The organism is Pseudomonas sp. ASL9 (assembly GCF_056680335.1).
This window is the reverse complement of the sequence record NZ_CM155277.1, coordinates 4,733,569-4,755,261: the sequence shown is the minus strand read 5'-3', so window position 1 is coordinate 4,755,261 and position 21,693 is coordinate 4,733,569. Positions and strand designations below refer to the sequence as shown.

The following is a 21,693-nucleotide window of genomic DNA, read 5'->3' as shown; positions in this document are numbered from 1 at the left end:
TCGCCTGCACGAAGAACGTCGGTGGCAGGCCCAGCTAGATGCCTGAGTGCTCTGCTCGCGAGCAGCAATCCAATTTGCTCAGGATTTGATACGCCAAACGAACCCGGGGCTCGTTGGGATAATTCTTGTTGGCCAGGATCACAATGCCGAGCTTCTTCGCCGGGATGAAAGCAACGTAGGCTCCAAACCCGCTGGTTGAGCCGGTCTTGTTTACCCAGACCGCCTGTTGCGGGGGCTGGGGCGGGATCAGCTCGGTGGCCGCCTGACTTTCATAAGCCATCTTGTCAGCGTTGCCTTCCAGTAGCGTATCGAGCTTCACCGGGTAGCCATACTGCTCCCAGATCAGGTCCTGGGTCATCGGCCCAAGCTGGAAGTAGCCGATATGGGTATCAGCGATCGCGCGCTTAAGCGTGGCGTCTGTCTGGGCAAGGTTCAGGTTAGCCTCGACGAAGCGAATCAAGTCCTGGGCGCTGGTTTTCACTCCGTAGGCTTCGGCGGCAAGCACTCCGGGGTTAAGCCTGACTGGAGCGTCCTGTTTGTTATAGCCCTGTGCATAGAGCGACATCTTGTTCGACGGCACATTGATGTAGCTGCCGTGCATGCCGAGTTTCGGAAAGAGCTGGGCCTCAAGAGCCTCATCAAAGGGGATGTTCATGCTCTTGGCCGCAATCATCCCAAGCAAGCCGACACTGGGGTTGGCGTAAGTCCTGTGGGTGCCAGGGGCGAATGGGGGCTGCCAAGACCTGAAGTAGTCCATCAACTGCTCGTCGTTCTGGACGTCATCAGGGACCTGAAGGGGAAACCCTCCCGCCGTATGAGTCCCCAAGTTGATCAGCGTCACCTTGTCCAACTGGCTGCCCTGGAGCTGCGGCAGATACTTGCCGGGGTGGTCGCTGAGTGCAAGCCGACCGTTGACCTGAGCGTAAGTGGCCAGGGTTGCAGTGAACGTTTTGCTGATCGATCCGATCTCGAACAGCGTATCGCGGGTGACCTTTCGCCCGGTTTCCCTAGAGGCCAGCCCGTAGTTGTAGAAACGTTGTTTACCGTTAGCGGTAACTGCGATAGCCAGGCCGGGAATCTTGTACTGCTGCATGATCGACTGGGCGGCGTCTTGCACAAGGTTGTCGACATCTGATTTTTCCGTATCCGCAACTGCGGAGGTGCCGAACAAAGCCGCGCAGGCAAGAAAGAGAAACGGTGCACAGAGTTTTCCATTTGGGTGCATTCGGTCGTCCTTTGGAGGGTTTTATTGGGCGGCGAAAATTATCACATAAGTGCGGCCTCACAGCCGATAGCCTCGCGTAAACCTCCATCAACGAGCGCCACCCTGACCCAAAAAGAACGCTCGACGACAAGCACATCGACACGCATACCGTGTGCAATCTCAATGATCAGGGCCATGTCCTGCAGGACAGTACTGCAAGCGTTGCTGGGCCCTGAGCATAAGACCTACCCCCCGCATATATGCAAAAGTTATAAAAATATGGAATTAGGTTCTTTTGCGGAATAAATACAAGGCGTTATAAATAGCCATCGCTCAACGCAGTGTTGATCCAGCAACTGTTTGCCCGGCAACAGCCATTCAACAAAAGCATTGTCAGCAAACACGAGACTGAGGTTAGCCAGCGTTACCTGGGGTGGGAACACGGGGGTTGTCCCTTGGTACAGCTCTTGCTCAGGGCCTGTGAGTTCCATTGCCGATTGAGCCACCATTTTTTGCGACTGCACATTTTTCCCCTATTGCACACGCGCCGCACTGTTGTTCGGCGTCCATAAAAATTTGCTGCACATTGCCTTAAGGATTTGTCATGGATGTTTTCTGGTTTCTCCCCACTCACGGCGACGGCCATTACCTAGGCACCACCAAAGGCGCTCGCCCCGTTACCCTGAATTACCTCAAACAAGTGGCTCAGGCAGCGGATGACCTGGGTTATCACGGGGTGCTGATCCCCACCGGCCGCTCTTGCGAAGACTCCTGGGTCATCGCCTCGGCGCTGGTGCCATTGACCGAGCGCCTGAAATATTTGGTGGCCATCCGTCCCGGCATCATCTCGCCGACTGTGTCCGCGCGGATGGCGGCCACCCTGGATCGACTGTCCGGTGGCCGACTGCTGATCAACGTGGTGACTGGCGGCGACCCGGATGAAAACCGAGGCGACGGCATCTATCTCGATCACAGCGAGCGCTACGAAGTCACCGACGAGTTCCTGCACATCTGGCGTCGTGTACTGCAAGGCGAAGCCGTGGACTTTGAAGGCAAGCACTTGCGCGTACAGAACGCCAAAGCGTTGTACCCGCCTATTCAGAAACCTTACCCGCCGCTGTACTTCGGTGGCTCTTCCGAGGCTGCACACGAACTGGCCGCCGAGCAGGTGGATGTCTACCTGACCTGGGGCGAACCGCCGGCCGCCGTCGCCGAGAAGATCGCTGACGTTCGCGAGCGTGCCGCCCGCAAGGGACGCACGGTGCGTTTCGGTATCCGTCTGCATGTGATTGTGCGTGAAACCAGCGAAGATGCCTGGAAAGCCGCCGATACCCTGATCGAACACATCAGCGACGAAACCATTGCTGCCGCGCAGAAATCGTTCTCGCGCTTTGACTCCGAAGGCCAGCGGCGCATGACGGCGCTGCACGACGGGCGCCGCGATAATCTGGAAATCGCACCGAACCTGTGGGCCGGTGTCGGCCTGGTGCGCGGGGGCGCCGGCACCGCGCTGGTGGGCAACCCGCAAGAGGTTGCGGCACGGATCAAAGAATATTCAGACCTGGGGATCGAGAGTTTCATTTTCTCCGGTTATCCACACCTTGAAGAAGCCTACCGCTTCGCCGAGTTGGTGTTCCCGCTGCTGCCCGAACCCTACGCGAGCCTGGCCGGACGCGGGATCACCAACCTGACCGGTCCATTTGGCGAAATGATCGCCAATGATTTGCCGCCTCAGGCCAAGTGATGAGTTGTGTCTGACACAGGCTGGACACGCCCGACCCTGCATACGCCACCTAGAGGACGCCTGTGTGACTGCCAAGCCGCAAAACACCCTGTCCACGCCGTTACAGACAGCCCAAAAACTGGCCGCGCAGTTTGCCGAAACCGCCGTCGAGCGCGATGAGCGTGGCGGCACCCCCAAAGCCGAGCGCGATGCACTGCGCAAAAGCGGTCTGCTGGCGCTGAGTATTCCTCTTCAATATGGTGGGCTAGGGGGCAGTTGGAGTGAAACCTTGAACATCGTTCGTGAGTTCGCCAAGGTCGACAGCTCCATCGCACACGTCTTTGGCTTCCATCATTTGATGTTGGCCACCGTGCGTCTGTTTGCAAAGCCGGAACAATGGCAGCCCTGGTTTGAGCAGACCGCGCGCAAAAACTGGTTCTGGGGCAACGCCCTCAACCCATTGGACACCCGCACTGTCGTCAAAACATTCGACGGCTGGCGGGAGTTCTCTGGCAAAAAGAGCTTTTGCTCCGGGGCCAGCGATTCGCAGATGCTGATCGCCTCGGCCGTGGACGAAACGGCTGGGGGCCAGTTGCTGATCGCGGCCATCCCCAGCGGACGCAGCGGCATCACCCTGCACAAAGACTGGAACAACATGGGCCAGCGTCAGACCGACAGTGGCAATGCCAGCTTTGAGCGGGTGCGGATCGAAGAGTCGGAATTGCTCCTCGATCCAGGTCCGCTGAGCACGCCCTTCGCCTGCTTGCGTCCGCTGATCGCGCAACTGACATTCACCCATATGTTTCTCGGTATCGCTGAAGGCGCCTTCAATGAGGCGCGGCAATACACCCTCACCGAAACCCGCCCCTGGTTCAAATCCGCTACCGAGGACATCCGTCAGGACCCATATGTGTTGGCGCACTACGGGGAGTTCTGGGTGGCGCTGCAAGGCGTACGGTCGTTGGTCGAACGGGCCGCCGAACAGCTCGATGCTGCCTGGGCCAAAGGTCCGGATCTGAGCAGCGAGGAGCGCGGCCATCTGGCAACGGCCATCGCCACCGCCAAAGTCGCCGCCACCCGCCAGGGCCTGGAGCTGTGTAGCAAGCTGTTCGAGGTGACAGGCGCGCGCTCAACCCACGCGTCCCTGCGCCTCGATCGGCATTGGCGCAATCTGCGTACTCAGACCTTGCACGACCCCGTGGACTACAAACTCCACGAGCTGGGTGAATGGGCATTGAATCGTACTCTGCCTGTCCCGACCTTTTACTCATAGTGATAGAGATGCCCATGCAGCTTCTGACCTTACCCCCATCGCCAGCCTTGGCGACTTCGATCCGGGCCACCGCCCAGGTCTTCGAGGACCCGAAATCTCAGGCCCTGTTGGCGCATGTGCAGCAGGTCGCGCCCAGTGAAGCCAGCGTGTTGATCATTGGCGAGACCGGCACCGGTAAGGAGTTGGTCGCGCGCCATATCCATAACCTCAGCGCCCGGCGCAATCGCCCTTTCGTGGCGGTCAACTGCGGAGCCTTTTCCGAATCGCTGGTCGAGGCCGAACTGTTCGGCCACGAAAAAGGTGCCTTCACCGGCGCCCTCAGCGCTAAAGCCGGCTGGTTCGAAGAGGCCAATGGCGGCACGCTGTTCCTCGATGAGATCGGTGATCTGCCAATGCCCATCCAGGTAAAACTGCTCCGGGTTTTGCAGGAGCGCGAAGTGGTGCGTCTGGGGTCACGCAAAAGTATCCCCATTGATGTGCGGGTGCTGGCGGCCACCAACGTGCAGTTGGAGAAAGCCATCAATGCGGGGCATTTTCGCGAGGACCTGTATTACCGCCTGGACGTGGTCAGCCTGGAGTTGAGCCCGCTGCGCGAGCGTCCTGGCGATATCCTGCCATTGACCCGGCATTTCATCGAGGTCTATAGCCGACGCCTGGGCTACGGCAAGATCAGCATCAGCCCCGACGCTGAACACAAGCTCAGGAGCTACAGCTGGCCAGGGAATATCCGCGAACTGGAAAACGTCATTCACCACACCTTGCTCATTTGCCACGACGGGCTGATCCAGCGAGACGACCTGCGCCTGTCGAACATGCGCATCGAGCGCCAGGATGACACCGCACCGGTTGACGAGTCCGCCGAGGCGCTGCTGACCCGAGCGTTCCAAACCCTGTTCGAAGAGCAAGCTGGCGCCCTGCACGAAAAAGTCGAAGACGCCCTGTTGCGTGCGGCCTATCGCTTTAGCCATTACAACCAGGTGCACACCGCCAACTTGCTCGGCTTGAGCCGCAACGTCACGCGGACCCGGCTGATCAAGATTGGCGAACTGGCCGTGAACAAACGTCGCCCCAGTGAAAATACGCCGGGTAACCGGGTGCTGCAGCTGTCCATCTGAACGTCAATCGGGTGCCTGGGTGTACTGACTGCGCCCGCGGTTACGTGTCGATGGACGCTTGCCCATTACGAAAATGAGCAGATGCACGGGGTAAAAAGAGGTGCCGGACCGCAGCGTCCGGATCAGAAATAAAAGTCTCTTCAACCGCTCTAGCCCAGTGTTTTCGGGGAAAATTATTAACTATTTAATACCGTACGAAAATCCTGACCAAACCTAGTCACAAGACCTTCATATTTACAGGAAGTGTCTGACAGATCCTGGTATCGACTCCCGTTAAGGTTGCGCCGGCTTATCTATGCCCAAGCACTAACCACCAGGAGTCACCACACATGAAGAAGTTATACCTTGCTGCCGCTGTCGCCACCCTGATCGCAACGACCAGCGGCTGCGTGAGCTATAACATGAGCCAGCCAACCGCTCCGATCGCCGGTTCGGTCACTGCTGACTTGAAAGCCAATGTGAAAGTCGGGGAACAAATCAGCGGCGAATCGTCTACCACGATTCTGTTCGGCTGGCTGAGCGTGGGTGGCGATACCCAGTTCGCTGATGGCGTTACTTACGGCGGTGCGGGCGGTTCCGCAATCGGCCTGCCTGACCCGATCTCCGCAGTGAAAGCTGCCGCCGCTTTCAAAGCCGTGAAAAGCTCCGGTTCCGACCTGATCGTCGCACCTCGCTACGAAGTCACCGTTAAAAACTACCTCCTGTTCAAGAAGGTCAACGTCAAGGTTACCGGCAACAAGGGCAGCATCAGCAGCATCAAATAAGGACCGCTCACTCGCGCTGAATGAACCCCAGTGAAGTGAAGGAGCGCCGCTCAGCTGTCATCGGCTGAGCGGCGTTTTGTTATGCGTCCGTTGTTATGCGTCAGTTGTTACCCAGTGAAACCAGTCGGTCAGCCAAGGCTTTGGCCTGACTGGCAACGTCGGTCACTGCCGTGCTTTCCCACCACATACCGCGCAATGGCGGGCCCATGGCGAACAGACGTTGCGAGACGTCTCCCTGCGCATCGATCAATGCACCACTGGGCTGCGCGGCAATGCCCAGCGCCAGCGGACCCGGTCGTACAAGACCCCGTGCCAAAAGCTGTTTAGGCAATGCACGGTCCACCCGACGCCAGTCGTATTCGATGCCTGTGGAGTTAATCAAGGCATCGCCAATGACATGCGACGCCTCAGATTCTCCGCGACGACGGATGCGAATCTGCACCTGCCCTGTCGACAGTACTTCCACCCCCTGCAATGACGCGGCGTGAATGGTCAGCCGCCCCTCGTCTACTCGGCGCGCCAACAACGCTGCGCTTGGCGGCGGTGAACGATGGTGATGGCTTTCCCACCAGGGGCGCACATGGCGAACGAATTGCCGACGCTGCACGTCACTGGCCTGGTGCCACAGCCGGCCAATGTGCGCGCGAACCGTATCCAGCGGCGCTTGCCAATCGATCCCCTCAGCGATCGCTTGCGCGCACTGCTCGCGCACTTTGCGCAGCAACTGACGCGTGCTGCGAATGCTGTGATCCTCGGCCAGAAAATCCACCCAGACAGGCGGCTGACGGCGAACATGGGGCAATAGACCGTGACGGGAAAACACTTCGATCGGGCCACGATGGCCGGCCTGCTGCAAGGAAACCAGGGCATCGACCATGGTCAGGCCGGAGCCGATGATCAGTACTTTTGCCTGAGGGTCGAGCTGGCGCATGGCATCAACGTCCCAAGGATCGACCGACGCCGCGTTGAGCCCGCTGGACTCACGTTGCGGGGTTCGCGCAGCAGGAAACATGCCGGTGGCCAGCACCGCAAACGTGCCCTGTAATTGGCGGCCATCGCGCAGGGTAATCCGCACACCTGCGTCATTGCTTTGCAGATCGGTGGCTTCGCTGCGCACATGCTCCAGGCTCGATTCATGGGTAGCGCCGAGTGCCAGGGCCTCAGCCAATCGTTGCTGCACATACAGACCGAAAATGCCCCGTGGCGGGAATAGCTCCGCCAGCGGCACCTGTTGTTCGGCAGACTCAGGCCAGCCGCCCGCAGCGATGTAATTGCCCAGCCATTGGGTCAGGTCATCAGGATTGTCCGGCTCGACACTCATGCGTGCGGCGTTGCCGTTGAGGGTGTGGCCCAATTCAGTCGCGCTGTAGGCTTCGCCACGCCCCAGCTCACTGCGCGACTCGACAATCAAAATCCGTCGTTTGCCCGGTAATCGCAATAATTGCGTGGCCAGCATGCTGCCGCTCAGGCCGCCACCCACGATCAGGATATCGGCTGTAAGGGCGGCTGGAATCGCCTGGGATGGGTGCGGCTCGGTCATTCCCTTTCCTTCAAAAGTGCGCATTCAAAAAGCACATCAACACGTGCTGCCTGCCTGATAGCTTGCACAGGCCGTGCCTGATCAAAATGACCGGTTTTCTTCGGCTGGGTGCAAATTAATCGATGAAAAACGCCAGCAAACTGACAAAGTGTTCAAACGCTGTTGGTCGGTGAACAGTTGTCGAGCCATCAACACCCGTCCGGGAGCCCTCAGAGCACCACGTTGCGCACAAACCGTACAGACACCGCCCCATCATTTCTATAGGTATGGGCCTGACTGCTGGCGAACATGTAGAACTCGCCGCTTTCGACACGATGGATGACATCCGCCAGACCGATGCTCAAGCAGCCCTCGAACACATAGACCTGCTCACTCCAACCTTCGGGGTCGGCTTCCGAAGCATAAACTTCTCCGGGCTCCAGGCAAAACTCCCACAACTCGACCTCACGCGTGGCCACTGCTTTCGCCAGCAACACTGCTTTGCTCCCTGGGATCAGCCCCGCCCAGGCCACTTCATTGATGCGGCTGGGATCGCGTACGTCCGGCGCCTGGATCAAATCACTGAACGCCACGTCCAACGCTTCGGCGACCCGATCAAGGGTTGCCAGACTCACGTTTTTCTCGCCGGCCTCGATCGCCACCAGCATCCTGCGACTTACCCCGGATTTTTCCGCCAAGGCGCTCTGACTAAGGTCTGCGGCGTTGCGCAGCCGGCGCACATTCTGGCTGACGTGTTGCAGCACCGGGGCTCTATGAGCGATGTCTTTGTGCACTATATTGCTCGCCTGATTCAATTTGCGCAGTATACTGCCCACTTTCGACGCATTCTGCGTCTCACCTTTGTCACACGCAAGCTCCATAGCCCGGTGAATACCATGAAGTCTACCCGCCTGACTCCCCGAATCAGTAAAGCAGAAGCTGTATTGATCCTGATCACCGTGATCTGGGGCGGGACGTTCCTGCTGGTGCAGCATGCACTGACGTCCAGTGGCCCGCTGTTTTTCGTCGGGCTGCGGTTCGCCGCCGCGGCGTCCATCGTCGCCCTGTTTTCCTTGCGCGTTCTGCGCGACCTGACGCTGCTCGAATTCAAGGCCGGGGTATTCATCGGCGTATCGATCATGCTCGGATATGGCCTGCAAACCATCGGCCTGCAAACCATTCCCAGCAGCCAGTCTGCCTTCATCACTGCGTTGTATGTGCCTTTCGTACCGCTGTTGCAATGGCTGGTGCTGGGGCGCCGTCCGGGCTTGATGCCCAGCCTGGGCATCGGCCTGGCCTTCGCCGGGTTGATGCTGCTGTCCGGGCCCAATGGCGCCTCGCTGAATTTCAGCCCAGGAGAAATGGCCACCGTGATCAGCGCCGTGGCGATTGCCGGCGAGATCATCCTGATCAGTGCCTATGCCGGCAAGGTCGATGTGCGCCGGGTGACCGTGGTGCAATTGGTAACCGCCTCGGTGCTGTCGTTTCTGATGGTTGTCCCGACCGGCGAGCAACTCCCACCGTTCTCCTGGTTGCTGGTGATCAGCGCAGTGGGGCTTGGTGCTGCCAGCGCAGCGATTCAAGTCGCAATGAACTGGGCGCAGAAAACCGTCTCGCCCACCCGCGCCACAGTGATCTATGCCGGTGAACCGGTATGGGCCGGAATTGCCGGGCGTCTGGCCGGCGAGCGCCTGCCCGCCATCGCTCTGCTGGGTGCGGCGTTGATCGTTGCAGGGGTGATTGTCAGCGAGTTGAAGCTACGGGCCAAGGCGGCGGCAGTGGAAGAAGAGGATCAAAGGAAGGCACTGGGCGAGACGGATTGATCACAAACATAGAATCTCTTATCAAACTGCTTTTTAATTCTTTAAAAACAATAATTTGGCGCTTTGCTTCGTGTGAATATCCGACATATGTGGTTGCTGGGCCTATGGTTTCGCTTTTACAGCGAGGAACCTTTTACAAGCGCCTAAAAGGTACCCCAAAACGCTTGCCCCTCCATACGGATCCTCGCTTAGGCTCGGACTTCCCTCGCTCCGGCGTTGCTCCGGGGGGCGCCGCAAGGGCCCGTCCCTGGCCCCGTGCGGCTTACTCGGCATCCTTGCCTCGTCACCCCCTGCGCAACGCCTGCGCTCGGCCTTCTGGAAAAGGGGCCTTGCCGTAATTCGGCAGCCAATTCACACAAAATCCCAAAGGCAGATCAAAAACCTGTGGGAGCAGGCTTGCAACTGCGCGTCCCGCTGCGAAGGCGGCTTATCTGACACACCACCACCGATCACGACACACAAATCGCAACCCAGTTTACTGCGCGACAGCGCAGCGTCGAAGACGCGGCGGGGCCTCCCACAGGGTTTGCGCCGTACCTGTGGGAATACATGTATTCGCGAATACCCGGGCCCCGAACGGCCCTGACCTTCAGAGTCTGTAGGATTCTGCCACAGCTTGCTGGTTGGTGATCCGGGACCTGCCACGTATGATCCCGGACACCCCCCCGCAGATTAGAAGCCTATGTCCCTGATAGTTCTGCTGCTTCTGCCTTTCATCGGCAGCTGTCTGGCGGCCCTGCTGCCACACAATGCGCGTAACGCTGAATCTATCCTGGCAGGCCTCGTGAATCTGATCGGCGCGATCCAGGTCGCCCTGTGGTACCCGCAGATCGCCGACGGTGGCGTGATTCGTCAGGAGTTCTTTTGGCTACCCAGCCTGGGGCTGAATTTCGTCCTGCGGATGGATGGTTTTGCCTGGTTGTTTTCCATGCTGGTGCTAGGCATCGGTGCGCTGGTGTCCTTGTACGCGCGTTATTACATGTCACCTGATGACCCGGTGCCGCGCTTTTTCGCCTTTTTCCTCGCGTTCATGGGCGCAATGTTAGGTCTGGTGATCTCCGGCAACCTGATCCAGATCGTATTTTTCTGGGAGCTGACCAGCCTCTTTTCCTTCCTGCTGATCGGCTACTGGCACCATCGCGCCGACGCCCGTCGCGGTGCTTACATGGCCCTGCTGGTCACTGGGGCCGGCGGCCTTGCGTTGTTGGTGGGAGTCATGCTGCTCGGCCATGTGGTCGGCAGTTACGACCTGGACAAAGTACTGGCCGCTGGCGACCAGATTCGCGCCCATGCTCTGTATCCGGTTTTACTCCCACTGATTCTGATTGGCGCCTTGAGCAAGAGCGCGCAGTTCCCTTTTCACTTCTGGCTGCCCCATGCCATGGCCGCACCGACACCGGTGTCGGCCTATCTGCACTCCGCGACCATGGTCAAGGCCGGGGTATTTTTGCTGGCGCGGTTCTGGCCAGTATTGTCGGGCACCGAAGAATGGTTCTGGATCGTCGGCGGCGCTGGCGCCTGCACCTTGGTACTGGGCGCCTACGCGGCAATCTTCCAGACCGACCTCAAAGGCCTGCTGGCCTACTCGACCATCAGCCATCTGGGATTGATTACCCTGCTGTTGGGCCTCAATAGCCCGCTGGCCGCCGTGGCCGCTGTGTTTCATATTCTCAACCATGCCACCTTCAAAGCCTCGCTGTTCATGGCCGCCGGGATCATCGACCACGAAAGTGGCACCCGCGATATTCGACGGCTCAGTGGCCTGTTCAAGATGATGCCGTACACCGCCACCCTGGCCATGGTCGCCAGTGCATCGATGGCCGGGATTCCACTGCTGAACGGCTTCCTGTCCAAGGAAATGTTCTTCGCCGAAACCGTGTTCATCTCCTCTACCGCGTGGGTCGAAATGGCCCTGCCTGTCATCGCGACCATCGCGGGGACCTTCAGCGTCGCCTACGCACTGCGTTTTACCGTGGATGTGTTTTTCGGTCCGAAAGCCACCGACCTGCCCCATACGCCTCACGAGCCGCCACGCTGGATGCGCGCACCGGTGGAGCTGCTCGTATTAGTCTGCCTGATCGTCGGTATTTTCCCCGCGCAGTCGGTTGGCCCCTTGCTGGCCACTGCAGCCCGGCCCGTCGTGGGCGGCACGCTACCCGACTACAACCTGGCGATCTGGCACGGCTGGAACACGCCGATGATCATGAGCCTGCTGGCCATGGTCGGCGGTATCGTGCTGTACCTGTTGTTGCGCTCGTCCTTCAAACAAGGCCGATTTGCGGGTCCACCCCTGGTTTCACGCCTCAATGGCAAGCATCTGTTCGAACGCGGCCTGGCATTGATGATGCGCTGGGCTCGGCGTTTCGAGCGAAAAATCAGCACCCGCCGCTTGCAGGCGCAGCTGTTCCTGCTGGTGTTGGTCGCATTGATTGCCGGAATGATTCCGCTGTATCACAGCGGCCTGACGTGGGGCGACAGACCGAAAATCCCAGGCTCGGCGGTGTTTGTGACGCTGTGGCTGATTGCAATTGCGTGCGCCCTCGGTGCCGCGTGGCAGGCCAAATATCACCGTCTCGCGGCACTGACCATGGTCGGCGTCTGCGGCTTGATGACCTGCATCACCTTCGTCTGGTTCTCTGCACCGGATCTGGCCCTGACTCAACTGGTGGTGGAGGTGGTCACTACCGTACTGATTCTGCTCGGCCTGCGTTGGTTGCCACGCCGCAACGAAAATGTCGCGCCACTGCCCAGCACTCTCATCCGGGCCCGGGCGCGCCGCCTACGCGACTTGCTCCTGGCAGTGCTGGTCGGTGGCGGCATGGCGCTGCTGTCCTATGCGATGCTGACCCGGCCAACGCCCAATACAATTTCTTCGTTTTACCTCAGCCGAGCCCTGCCTCAAGGCGGCGGCAGCAATGTGGTGAACGTGATGCTGGTGGATTTCCGGGGCTTCGACACCTTGGGTGAAATCACCGTATTGGCGGCGGTCGCTTTGACGGTATTCGCGCTGTTAAGACGCTTCCGCCCGCCCAAAGAAAGTCTCCCGCTGCCTGCCCAGCAACGCTTGCTGGCGCGTGATGTGGTCACCGATCTGGTCAACCCGCGTAGCGCCAGCGACACCGCATTGGGCTTCATGATGGTGCCGGCGGTGCTGGTGCGCTTGTTGTTGCCCATCGCACTCGTGGTGTCGATGTACCTGTTCATGCGCGGGCACAATTTGCCGGGCGGTGGGTTCGTCGCCGGACTGGTGATGTCCGTGGCCTTCATTCTTCAATACATGGTCGCCGGAACCCAGTGGGTCGAGGCGCAAATGAGCCTGCGTCCGCTGCGCTGGATTGGTGTAGGGCTGCTGTTTGCAATGCTGACCGGGTTGGGTTCGATGGCACTCGGCTATCCCTTCATGACCACCCATACCGCGCACCTGCAGTTACCGCTACTGGGCGATATCCATTTCGCCAGCGCGCTGTTCTTCGATATCGGCGTATACGCCGTGGTGGTCGGCTCGACGCTGCTGATCCTTACGGCCTTGGCTCACCAGTCGGTGCGCAGCCATCGACCGACCTCGCTGCCAAAATCCTTAGCCACGCAAGGGGCCGCCTGATGGAAGAAGTCATCGCAATTGCAATCGGTGTGCTGGCGGCCTCGGGTGTCTGGTTGATCCTGCGGCCACGCACCTTTCAAGTGGTGATGGGCCTGTGCCTGCTGTCCTACGGGGTCAACCTGTTCATCTTCAGCATGGGCAGCCTGTTCATTGGTAAAGAGCCAATCATCAAGGACGGCGTACCGCAAGACCTGCTCAATTACACAGACCCCTTGCCGCAAGCACTGGTCCTGACGGCGATTGTCATCAGCTTCGCCATGACGGCACTGTTTATGGTCCTGCTGCTGGCCTCGCGGGGGCTGACCGGCACCGACCATGTGGATGGCCGGGAGCCTAAAAAATGACGTTGATGAATCAACTGATCGTCGCTCCCATTCTGCTGCCCTTGTTGACCGCAGCCGTGATGCTGATGCTCGGCGAAAAGCATCGGCCGCTCAAAGCCCGGATCAATGTGCTCTCAACCCTGCTGGGGCTGGCGGTATCGATCAGTTTGTTGGTCTGGGTGCAACAGGCAGGCACCACCGGCTCTATCGGGGTTTACCTGCCGGGCAACTGGGAAGCACCGTTCGGCATCGTGCTGGTGGTGGATCATTTATCCGCGCTGATGCTGGTGCTGACTGGAATCCTGGGGGTCTGTGCGCTGCTCTTCGCCCTGGCGCGCTGGGACCGGGCCGGCGCCAGCTTTCACGCGCTGTTCCAGATCCAGCTGTTGGGCCTTTACGGGGCCTTTCTCACCGCAGACCTGTTCAACCTGTTCGTGTTCTTCGAGGTGCTGCTGGCCGCGTCCTATGGCCTGATGCTGCATGGTTCTGGACGCGCACGGGTCTCGTCTGGCCTGCATTACATCACCATCAATCTGGTGGCCTCGTCGTTGTTCCTGATAGGTGCGGCGATGATTTATGGCGTTACCGGCACCTTGAACATGGCCGATCTGGCGATAAAAATACCGTTGGTGCCCGAAGCCGATCGCGGCCTGCTGCATGCCGGCGCGGCGATTCTCGCCACGGCGTTCCTGGCCAAGGCCGGCATGTGGCCGCTGAATTTCTGGCTGGTGCCGGCCTACTCGGCCGCCAGCGCGCCGGTGGCTGCGATGTTCGCGATCATGACCAAAGTCGGCGTCTATACCCTGCTGCGGCTATGGACCCTGCTGTTTTCCGGTCAAGCTGGCGCTTCAGCGTTTTTTGGTGGTGACTGGCTGATTTACGGCGGCATGGTGACTATCTTCTGCGCCGCAGTGGCCATTCTGGCCGCGCAACGCCTGGAACGTATGGCCAGCCTGAGCATTCTGGTATCGGCCGGCATCCTGCTGTCGGCCATCGGCTTTGCCCAGCCGAGCCTGACCGCCGGGGCTTTGTTCTATCTGGTCAGTTCGACCCTGGCGCTCAGCGCCCTGTTCCTGCTGGCCGAACTGATCGAACGCTCGCGCTCGGCCAACGAAATCCCCCTCTTTGAAGACATGGATCAACGGCCTCGACCGTTGGGATCGTTGCCGCCAGTGCCGGGTATAAACCTCGACGAGGAACAGAAAGCCGTGGTCGGCCAGGTGATTCCGAGGACCATGGCCTTCCTGGGTCTGAGCTTCATCGCCTGCGCATTGTTGATCATTGGCATGCCGCCGCTGTCTGGCTTTATTGGCAAGCTGACGCTGCTCAGCGCTTTGCTCAACCCTCTGGGGCTGGATGTGGCCAAGGACGAGGCGGTTTCAGGGGCCAGTTGGGCCCTGATCGGCCTGTTGGTCTTCTCCGGTCTGACCTCGCTGATCGCTTTTTCCCGCGTCGGGATTCAGCGCTTCTGGGCGCCCAGAGAGCGACCCTCGCCCGTGCTACGACGCAACGAGTGCTTGCCCATCCTGATCCTGTTGGGTGTGTGCATTGTGCTCACGTTCAAGGCTGAGCCGTTGTTGCGCTACACCCAGGACACGGCGGCGGTGCTGCATGATCCGCAGCAATACGTGCTGTCCGTCATGGCCACCCGACCAATACCGGGGCCAACCACTGCCGTCGTTCAGGAGGTGCAGCCATGAAACGTCTGCTCCCGGCCCCGTGGCTATCGCTGGCGCTCTGGCTACTGTGGCTGGTGCTGAATCTGTCCCTCAGCCCTGGCAATCTTCTGCTCGGTGCAGTACTCGGGTTTTTAGCACCCTTGCTGATGAAACCATTGCGGCCCCTGCCAGTGAGGATCCGCAGGCCCGGTGTGATGCTTAAATTGTTCCTGCGGGTAGGCCGCGACGTGGTGTCGTCGAACATTGCCGTGGGCTGGGCGGTCTGGAACGCCAAACGACGCCCCCCCCGTTCAGCGTTCGTCAAAGTGCCGCTGGATTTGCGTGAGGCCAATGGTCTGGCAGCCCTGTCGATGATCAGCTCGGTCATTCCCGGTACGATCTGGTCCGAACTGGCACTGGACCGTAGCGTATTGCTGATACATGTATTCGATCTGGACGATGAGGCGCAGTTCATCGAGCATTTCAAGCGGTGTTACGAACGCCCATTGATGGAGATTTTCCAATGAGTGCCCTGCTCTCCAACGCCATTTTACTGAGCCTGTTCATCTTCGTGATGGCCATGGTGTTGACCTTGATTCGCCTGTTCAAGGGCCCGTCCGCGCAGGATCGGGTACTCGCCCTCGACTACCTGTACATCCTCGCCATGTTGATGATGCTGGTGCTGGGCATCCGTTATGCCAGCGATACGTATTTCGAGGCGGCGCTGTTGATTGCCCTGTTCGGCTTCGTTGGCTCGTTTGCGCTGGCGAAGTTCCTGTTGCGCGGTGAGGTGATCGAATGAATTCGCTCAGCGTGTTGCCGTTTTGGGTCGAAATCATCACCGCCGTTTTGTTGGTGACCAGCAGCCTGTTCGCCCTGACCGGCGCCCTCGGCTTGCTGCGCATGAAGGATTTCTTCCAGCGCATGCACCCGCCCGCATTGGCCTCGACCTTGGGTGCGTGGTGCGTGGCGCTGGCGTCGATCTGCTATTTTTCAGCGCTGAAATCCGAACCGGTGATTCATGCCTGGTTAATCCCGGTACTGTTGGCGATCACAGTGCCCGTCACCACCCTGCTGCTGGCCCGTACCGGTCTGTTTCGCAAACGCATGGCGGGCGATGACGTGCCGCCTGAAGTCAGTGGCGGTCACCCCGAAAGTGACCCGGGCGGGAGCTGATTGGCGGGCGTGTCAGGTACACCGCGTGTATTTCTTCGCAGGCAAGCCTGCTCCCACAGGATGGAGGAACACCGCAATTCCACTGTGGGAGCAGGCCTGCCTGCGAAGAGGGCAGCAAAGACACCACAAATACCCGAGTGATCACACGACGCAATCAGCGCCTTATTCGCTGGCCTTGAATGTCAGCTCGCCTTTACGCCATTTCGCGGCTTTGCCGGTAACCGCTTTCAGGGTCTTGCTCAAGGTGCCTTGCAACTGCTCGTTGGCGGCAAAAACCGTGACCACGGTATGACCCTCCTTGAACAAAATGCCGTGACCGTCAGCCGTATTGACATAGGCGTACTCACCCAGGCCATAGACCGTTAGTTTGATATCGCGAAACTTCAGTTCGAACTTGCCACCTTCACGGCTGGGCAATACTGCAGCGCGAAAATGGTCGCCCACTTTGAGTTCCAGACGAGGCTTGTCGTCCACCACCAGCGCGGTTTCGGTATCGATTTCAGCAATGTAAATGCCTTCGGCGGTTTGCTCGGTGACATAAACAAAACGGGATTGGAACTGCTTGACCAGCTTGGCGCGAAGATCGCCGAGCACGAATAATGCGTGCATATCCAGATTACTTACTGCCAATGAAGAATCCTCAAACTTGAAAATGATCTTGTCCGATAGCGTTCGGACACCGCACAAACCTGGCCTTGATACAGCTGTTTAGCTGTCTATGTTCGTCGCACAAAAATACTGACTGACCTGGATCCAGCATCCCTGACGTTTCGAGGAAAAGTGTCAATTTCTGGCCAGGGTACCTGCCCACAACCTAGGGCAGAAGATTAGTTGATAACCGGCTTGGCGTCTCGCCATACTGGCGTCCAGCCTTGCAGGAAATCACGCTTTTGGTTGCCAGAGAGTATCAGGCAACGCATTCACGAATTAAAACGTGATTCTACCGGCTAGCCCCCCCCACCGGATATATACCTTTCGTCCGGGGGCATCACTGGCAGCAGACATCCGCCGGTTGACGCCTGGCCCCGACAACAGGTCATTCGTCATTGTGGGCACTAAACCCAGCCTGCACGCCCCAACAACTGCCATACTCGCCAAAATCAAAAAAACAGGCAATGCGCTTGCGTACCGTAGAGTAGCAACTCGTCATCCACAGGAAGGTAATAGTGACTGAATTTGATATCGGCGAGTTCTTCGTCTGGGGTGAATCCAGGGAAATCGAAGGTGAGTTCCAAGCGGTAATAGTCATGCGCGCCAAAGAGGAAAAAAATGCTATCAGCTACCATCAAGTCGAAAAAGACCGATGGTTCAAAACAGCTGATGTCGCCGCGACTGCCGCAAAAGAGGCTGCCAAGGCCTTGAAAGATGCGGTCGATGCCGGCGGTCTGAGCGTCTAGCCCATTGTCGTTCCGGGGCCGGTGCCCATCAGTTATCGTTGCTGGCAATCGGTGCCCGGAATCGAGTACGAAAAAAATCTGTCACTGCTCGCTTATCCCCTCGAACTCTTGCCGCGCCTTGGCCTCAGATACGTTGCCAGCCCTATTAGTAACGGCCCCCATTGCTGCACGGTGTTTTTGCCCGTCAAGGAGATAACATGGAATTGATCACGCCTACGCTGACAACCCTGTTCGAACAACTGGGCCTTGAATCCGACCTGTCCAGTATCGATGCATTCATCGCCAGCCATCCTCTGCCAAAAAACATCAAACTCTCTGAGGCCGAATTCTGGACACCGCAACAGGCGCGATTCCTCCAGGAAGAGTTGCGCGAAGACGCCGAATGGGCGCTCGTTGTGGATGAACTCAATGAGCGATTGCATCAGGTCAACTAGGCCCTGACACCGAGCTGTCAGCCGGGATCAGGCCTCATTGCAGCCACCTCAGCGGGGATAGCCGGGCTGACTGACGTTCGGGTGATGAACACGCCCTCCAGACTGTGGCGCATGGATGAAAACCGCGTCACTCAGGCTGCCGCCATTACCGACGGCAGCGTTCCAGTGAGCGGAGCGATGGATATAGCGCTGGCGTAACATGCGCTGTTCACTTTCGTCGAGCGTGTAGGGATCGCCTTTGGCGTAGGCAATCAGTTTTTGCGCAACCACTTGCAGCTCGGGTACAAGACTCAACTCAGGGTTGTCCGGTATCGGGTCCAGAGGCACCCCCTCGGCACAGGCCAGCTCATGCATCACCCGCAGGTAGACCCTGGAAAGATGGCCGAAGACCCGACGTTCCAGGCTCACCGCAGCCAGGACCGCTTTCACGCCGACCTTGTTGCTGCCAGCGCCGGGATAGCGCTCATAGCCTTCGACGCGCAACGAAGCTTCCCTGTCCAGCGGATCAAACCATTGACTGGCGTCTATCGCCCGCAGATCCGACTCGCTTTCCAGCCAGGCAGGGCTGGCGCGGCAGTTCGTATCGAGGCTTACGATGCTTCGGCGTGGCCGGGTCAGAAATAGTTTTTCCCACATCTGCGGATGATAGCCACCGCCAATATCCGAGTGCGCGCCTGGCACCACCACCTCCCTCGGCCAATCCGGGGCGATGCTGTTCAAGGCGAAGTTGCGCCGCTGCTCATCGGCAGCGACCAGATGCAACACCTGCTGCGCTGAACCGGGAGGCAGGTAGAGATTGACCCCCCTGTTGCTGGCGTCCCGAATATTGCCCCAGTCTTTGATGCCACCTATGGCTGCGACGGTGTCGAACAGACCGATCACCCTCAGTTTTACGCTTGCGTTATGCCAGGCAAAGTCTGGACTCCATGGGATTCCTCTCTGATCGAGTAAAGGCCCAAGGGCACCTTTTGCCTGTTTCAACACTTCATTGGCAAAGTGTCGAGCGGCGGCGGCACCACGACTGAAGCCGAAAAGATCGAATTCCAGCCCGTCGATAACGCACCCAGGGTTCTCGCCCTTGAACGCATCAAGCACAGCGCCAAGCTGTTTGACGCCGTTTGCAACCTTGGCAATGACACCCGTGCTGCCACGTCCGAAACTTTGGCCAGCCCACACTGAATCGGACTTTCCAGAGGTTGTACCAATGCCGCTTACATAAATCGGCCAGTACGCTTTCAATCCACTTTTCATGGCCTGTACGTTGGGCTGCTTGCGATAAAGCTCATACAACCTGGCCACATTGCTTAAATCATTGCTGTAACTACTCGCAGGGTCGGTATGGCGCCCTCCGCACTCACTGATGTGTGAATTATTTATCGCGATCTGAGCGCGGCAACGGGCCGCGATGTGGCTATTGATCCGGTTGTTACCTGTTCCATCGAAGAACAGGCCGATGCGCAGCGTAACGCGGCACATTTGGGGGACAAGGCTGCCAGCCCCTCTTTTGGATGTGTCTGTCGAGTTCATGATATTTCCGCCCTGTATGGCGCCGCTGAAAACCAGCCTGCTTTAAATCAATAAACGCTTCTGATTTAAATCAGCTTGCTCAGCCATACGCAGACGTCAAGACACTCAAGACACTTCAGACGCTTCCCACATGCAACAGAGAAGTTAGAGAGCCCATTAACTAATAAATACTGCAAGAAGGATCAATAAAGCCCATTAAACGACTTAACGACTGCACTCATTTGAATAGCGTAAGCACAGCCCCATCATCAACGGCAGACTTATGTCGTGGGTAACGCCTGTCACCCACGGAAGGGGAATCACCTGACTCGTCGAAAAACCTTTACCCGCGTTTGTGCTGCGGCAGGTCTTCGGGCTTGTAGCCCAACCGCAGGCCTCCCCAATGGCGTCCCTTGACCATGATAGGCACCGACAGGTCGTGCATCAGCTCTCCCGTATCGCGGGTGTAGGTTTGCAGCAGTACAGGCTGTTGATGGCTGCCACAACGGATACCAGTGCGGTCATCGAACTTGCGCTTGGTGCGGTTCTGCGTTGTATCAAGCTTGATATCGCCGGTCATCGGCTGGCTGAATACCTTGTTATGCGTCGGTACATAGCCTTGTGGTGTGCAGGCAATGGCGAAGACCAAGCCTTCGTGACGCGGCAGCAGCGGCTCTTGGATCGAGGGCAGTACCTGATCGGTGTAGCGGTCGAAACGGGTCTGAAACTTGCTCGGAGAACTCTTGGGGATCAACTGGTAGCTGCGATCAAACAGATCTTCAAGGCTGATGCGGTTCTGATCGATATCGGCTTCGAATTGCGCAGCTATCTGCCGGGCGCCTTCGCGGGCGAGGTCATAGACTCGCTGGTGATAATCGTCCAGCCCGACCTGCGCCAGGCGCTCACTGATGGTCTCTGCCTGTCCTTCCATCTGCACGGCGGCCTTGGCCAGTTGCCGGGTCTGCTCGTCACTGATCGCCAAATCACTGCGCATTTGCTCGACGGCAGTGAACAGGCTGCTCAGTTGCACCTGATTGGTCTGCGCACCCGCAGAAATCTCGCTGACTTGTGTTTCTACCCCGGCTGCCAGGCGGGCAATGTTTTCCAAATGCTTACCGGTGTGTTCGACCTGTTCCACGCCGCTGTCCAGATCACTGGACAGTTGCCGGATCTGCTCGACCACTTGCCCGGTGCGCTGCTGAATGTCAGCCACCATCTGCCCGACTTCCTCAGTGGCGCTGGCGGTACGACCGGCCAGACCGCGCACCTCGTCAGCGACCACAGCAAAACCGCGCCCGTGCTCGCCTGCGCGGGCGGCTTCTATGGCGGCATTGAGCGCCAGCAGGTTGGTCTGGCTGGCAATCGACTGAATAACCAGAGTGACACGCTGAATTTCTTCGCTGCGCTGGCTGAGGGCTTCGATCAGCTCGCGACTGCCGATGGCGCGCTTGCTCAGTTGATGCATGCGGGTGATGGATTCAGCCAGCACGCTGCGTCCGGCATCACTGCTCTGCCGGGCTTCGCTTGCCGCTGTAAGCGCTTGCAGGCTGAGCTGAGAAGTCACCTTCTCGGTGGTGATCAGGACGTCGGCGCTGCTGACGATCTGCTCGGCGGCATCGAGTTGAGACTGGATTCTACCTGCCAACTGGCGTACGGAAAAAGCCACACCTGCCGCAGACAGTGCGTTGTGGCTGGTGGTGTAGGAGAGATCGCGAGTCAACTCGGTGATATCGCTGCCAGTATCCAGGTCCGCGACCGGCGCGGACTGACCGGTCAGCAGGCGCGGTAACCAGACCAGCAACACTGCCACCGGCAGGCAGGCGTAAACCGATAAGCCGGTAAACGCCATCGCCAGAAGCAACAAACACAGGGCCAGACTCTGCAACAAGGGCGTGAGCCAGCTTGAGCTTTTGAGAGGGGCAGGGTTTGAGGACTGAGCCTGCGACGCCAACGTTCCCACGAGAGACCCGTCACCAGCCATGCTAATCACCCCACCTGTGCTTATCGTTATTTGTCTGTATTAAACGCCAGACAACAGCCATTAGCCATGAGTCGTTAGTGGTAAGTAGTAGGTCGCAAGTACTAGGTCGATTGGTAGTCTTGGAACGACGAGGGTTCGCTCAAAATAAAACCACAGGCACAACCCTATCGGGGCAGTTGAATGCCCCCATAAAGCA

At 58.6% G+C, this 21,693-nt stretch carries 19 protein-coding genes; 13 read left to right on the top strand and 6 right to left on the bottom strand.

Annotated elements, in window-relative coordinates; all coding sequences use genetic code 11:
* Window positions 1–34: 34 nt before the first annotated feature.
* The gene (gene ampC, locus AC1ME2_RS21945; RefSeq protein ID WP_480436740.1) at window positions 35–1,225 is read right to left on the bottom strand and encodes a class C beta-lactamase; all 1,191 of its coding nucleotides are present in this window, start codon (window positions 1,223–1,225) and stop codon (window positions 35–37) included.
* A 583-nt stretch (window positions 1,226–1,808) separates the two neighbouring features.
* Here ampC and ssuD point away from each other — a divergent pair.
* The 4 genes from ssuD to AC1ME2_RS21925 all read left to right on the top strand — a co-directional run bounded on the left by ssuD (window position 1,809) and on the right by AC1ME2_RS21925 (window position 6,079).
* Window positions 1,809–2,948, top strand: coding sequence for an FMNH2-dependent alkanesulfonate monooxygenase (ssuD, locus tag AC1ME2_RS21940; protein ID WP_480436738.1), 1,140 nt, complete (start codon window positions 1,809–1,811; stop codon window positions 2,946–2,948).
* Between the two features lie 64 nt (window positions 2,949–3,012).
* Complete coding sequence (locus AC1ME2_RS21935) at window positions 3,013–4,200, top strand: acyl-CoA dehydrogenase family protein (RefSeq protein WP_480436737.1); 1,188 nt, start codon at window positions 3,013–3,015, stop codon at window positions 4,198–4,200.
* An 8-nt stretch (window positions 4,201–4,208) separates the two neighbouring features.
* A complete protein-coding gene (locus AC1ME2_RS21930) occupies window positions 4,209–5,315 on the top strand; it encodes a sigma-54 interaction domain-containing protein (protein WP_480436735.1) in 1,107 nt (368 codons plus the stop codon).
* Window positions 5,316–5,644: 329 nt separating this feature from the next.
* A complete protein-coding gene (locus AC1ME2_RS21925; protein ID WP_480436733.1) occupies window positions 5,645–6,079 on the top strand; it encodes a hypothetical protein in 435 nt (144 codons plus the stop codon).
* A gap of 100 nt (window positions 6,080–6,179) precedes the next feature.
* On the opposite strand, the gene AC1ME2_RS21920 is transcribed toward AC1ME2_RS21925, so the two are convergent.
* Both AC1ME2_RS21920 and AC1ME2_RS21915 read right to left on the bottom strand, forming a co-directional pair.
* Window positions 6,180–7,619, bottom strand: a complete 1,440-nt coding sequence (locus AC1ME2_RS21920; RefSeq protein ID WP_480436731.1) for an FAD/NAD(P)-binding protein — start codon at window positions 7,617–7,619, stop codon at window positions 6,180–6,182.
* A gap of 209 nt (window positions 7,620–7,828) precedes the next feature.
* Entirely contained in the window at window positions 7,829–8,392 is a 564-nt protein-coding gene (locus tag AC1ME2_RS21915) for a helix-turn-helix domain-containing protein (RefSeq protein ID WP_480436730.1), read from the bottom strand.
* Between AC1ME2_RS21915 and AC1ME2_RS21910 the strand changes: the two genes are divergently transcribed.
* From AC1ME2_RS21910 to AC1ME2_RS21880, 7 genes are all read left to right on the top strand, one after another.
* Window positions 8,387–9,421 carry a DMT family transporter gene (locus AC1ME2_RS21910; protein WP_480442275.1) on the top strand — a complete coding sequence of 345 codons (1,035 nt, stop codon included), beginning with the start codon at window positions 8,387–8,389 and terminating at the stop codon, window positions 9,419–9,421. The two genes, AC1ME2_RS21915 and AC1ME2_RS21910, sit on opposite strands and share 6 nt — an antisense overlap.
* Window positions 9,422–10,103: 682 nt before the next feature.
* Entirely contained in the window at window positions 10,104–13,022 is a 2,919-nt protein-coding gene (locus tag AC1ME2_RS21905) for a monovalent cation/H+ antiporter subunit A (protein ID WP_480436728.1), read from the top strand.
* On the top strand, window positions 13,022–13,366 hold the full coding sequence (locus AC1ME2_RS21900; protein ID WP_480436726.1) for a Na+/H+ antiporter subunit C: 345 nt from the start codon (window positions 13,022–13,024) through the stop codon (window positions 13,364–13,366). Before AC1ME2_RS21905 ends, AC1ME2_RS21900 begins: the two co-directional genes overlap by 1 nt.
* Window positions 13,363–15,045, top strand: a complete 1,683-nt coding sequence (locus AC1ME2_RS21895; RefSeq protein ID WP_480436724.1) for a monovalent cation/H+ antiporter subunit D — start codon at window positions 13,363–13,365, stop codon at window positions 15,043–15,045. The genes AC1ME2_RS21900 and AC1ME2_RS21895 overlap by 4 nt, the downstream gene beginning before the upstream one ends.
* Window positions 15,042–15,530, top strand: a complete 489-nt coding sequence (locus tag AC1ME2_RS21890) for a Na+/H+ antiporter subunit E (RefSeq protein WP_480436722.1) — start codon at window positions 15,042–15,044, stop codon at window positions 15,528–15,530. Before AC1ME2_RS21895 ends, AC1ME2_RS21890 begins: the two co-directional genes overlap by 4 nt.
* Complete coding sequence (locus AC1ME2_RS21885) at window positions 15,527–15,805, top strand: K+/H+ antiporter subunit F (RefSeq protein ID WP_480436721.1); 279 nt, start codon at window positions 15,527–15,529, stop codon at window positions 15,803–15,805. Before AC1ME2_RS21890 ends, AC1ME2_RS21885 begins: the two co-directional genes overlap by 4 nt.
* Complete coding sequence (locus tag AC1ME2_RS21880) at window positions 15,802–16,179, top strand: Na+/H+ antiporter subunit G (RefSeq protein ID WP_480436719.1); 378 nt, start codon at window positions 15,802–15,804, stop codon at window positions 16,177–16,179. Before AC1ME2_RS21885 ends, AC1ME2_RS21880 begins: the two co-directional genes overlap by 4 nt.
* Window positions 16,180–16,341: 162 nt before the next feature.
* Here the strand turns inward: AC1ME2_RS21880 and AC1ME2_RS21875 are convergent, their stop codons facing one another.
* Complete coding sequence (locus AC1ME2_RS21875) at window positions 16,342–16,788, bottom strand: hypothetical protein (protein WP_480442273.1); 447 nt, start codon at window positions 16,786–16,788, stop codon at window positions 16,342–16,344.
* 557 nt (window positions 16,789–17,345) lie between these two features.
* Between AC1ME2_RS21875 and AC1ME2_RS21870 the strand changes: the two genes are divergently transcribed.
* Window positions 17,346–17,576, top strand: a complete 231-nt coding sequence (locus AC1ME2_RS21870) for a hypothetical protein (RefSeq protein WP_480436717.1) — start codon at window positions 17,346–17,348, stop codon at window positions 17,574–17,576.
* A gap of 197 nt (window positions 17,577–17,773) precedes the next feature.
* Window positions 17,774–18,010 carry a DUF2789 domain-containing protein gene (locus tag AC1ME2_RS21865; protein WP_480436715.1) on the top strand — a complete coding sequence of 79 codons (237 nt, stop codon included), beginning with the start codon at window positions 17,774–17,776 and terminating at the stop codon, window positions 18,008–18,010.
* A 48-nt stretch (window positions 18,011–18,058) separates the two neighbouring features.
* On the opposite strand, the gene AC1ME2_RS21860 is transcribed toward AC1ME2_RS21865, so the two are convergent.
* A complete protein-coding gene (locus AC1ME2_RS21860) occupies window positions 18,059–19,486 on the bottom strand; it encodes a T6SS phospholipase effector Tle1-like catalytic domain-containing protein (protein ID WP_480436714.1) in 1,428 nt (475 codons plus the stop codon).
* A gap of 373 nt (window positions 19,487–19,859) precedes the next feature.
* Entirely contained in the window at window positions 19,860–21,365 is a 1,506-nt protein-coding gene (locus tag AC1ME2_RS21855) for a methyl-accepting chemotaxis protein (RefSeq protein ID WP_480442272.1), read from the bottom strand.
* Window positions 21,366–21,693 lie beyond the last annotated feature (328 nt).

Excerpts from the sequence above, each read along its gene's own strand:
- ampC (WP_480436740.1), bottom strand. The coding sequence starts at position 1,225 with ATGCACCCAAATGGAAAACTCTGTGCACCGTTTCTCTTTCTTGCCTGC.
- ssuD (WP_480436738.1), top strand. The coding sequence starts at position 1,809 with ATGGATGTTTTCTGGTTTCTCCCCACTCACGGCGACGGCCATTACCTA.
- AC1ME2_RS21930 (WP_480436735.1), top strand. The coding sequence starts at position 4,209 with ATGCCCATGCAGCTTCTGACCTTACCCCCATCGCCAGCCTTGGCGACT.
- AC1ME2_RS21925 (WP_480436733.1), top strand. The coding sequence starts at position 5,645 with ATGAAGAAGTTATACCTTGCTGCCGCTGTCGCCACCCTGATCGCAACG.
- AC1ME2_RS21920 (WP_480436731.1), bottom strand. The coding sequence starts at position 7,619 with ATGACCGAGCCGCACCCATCCCAGGCGATTCCAGCCGCCCTTACAGCC.
- AC1ME2_RS21905 (WP_480436728.1), top strand. The coding sequence starts at position 10,104 with ATGTCCCTGATAGTTCTGCTGCTTCTGCCTTTCATCGGCAGCTGTCTG.
- AC1ME2_RS21900 (WP_480436726.1), top strand. The coding sequence starts at position 13,022 with ATGGAAGAAGTCATCGCAATTGCAATCGGTGTGCTGGCGGCCTCGGGT.
- AC1ME2_RS21895 (WP_480436724.1), top strand. The coding sequence starts at position 13,363 with ATGACGTTGATGAATCAACTGATCGTCGCTCCCATTCTGCTGCCCTTG.
- AC1ME2_RS21890 (WP_480436722.1), top strand. The coding sequence starts at position 15,042 with ATGAAACGTCTGCTCCCGGCCCCGTGGCTATCGCTGGCGCTCTGGCTA.
- AC1ME2_RS21885 (WP_480436721.1), top strand. The coding sequence starts at position 15,527 with ATGAGTGCCCTGCTCTCCAACGCCATTTTACTGAGCCTGTTCATCTTC.
- AC1ME2_RS21880 (WP_480436719.1), top strand. The coding sequence starts at position 15,802 with ATGAATTCGCTCAGCGTGTTGCCGTTTTGGGTCGAAATCATCACCGCC.
- AC1ME2_RS21875 (WP_480442273.1), bottom strand. The coding sequence starts at position 16,788 with ATGCACGCATTATTCGTGCTCGGCGATCTTCGCGCCAAGCTGGTCAAG.
- AC1ME2_RS21865 (WP_480436715.1), top strand. The coding sequence starts at position 17,774 with ATGGAATTGATCACGCCTACGCTGACAACCCTGTTCGAACAACTGGGC.
- AC1ME2_RS21860 (WP_480436714.1), bottom strand. The coding sequence starts at position 19,486 with ATGTGCCGCGTTACGCTGCGCATCGGCCTGTTCTTCGATGGAACAGGT.
- AC1ME2_RS21855 (WP_480442272.1), bottom strand. The coding sequence starts at position 21,365 with ATGGCGTTTACCGGCTTATCGGTTTACGCCTGCCTGCCGGTGGCAGTG.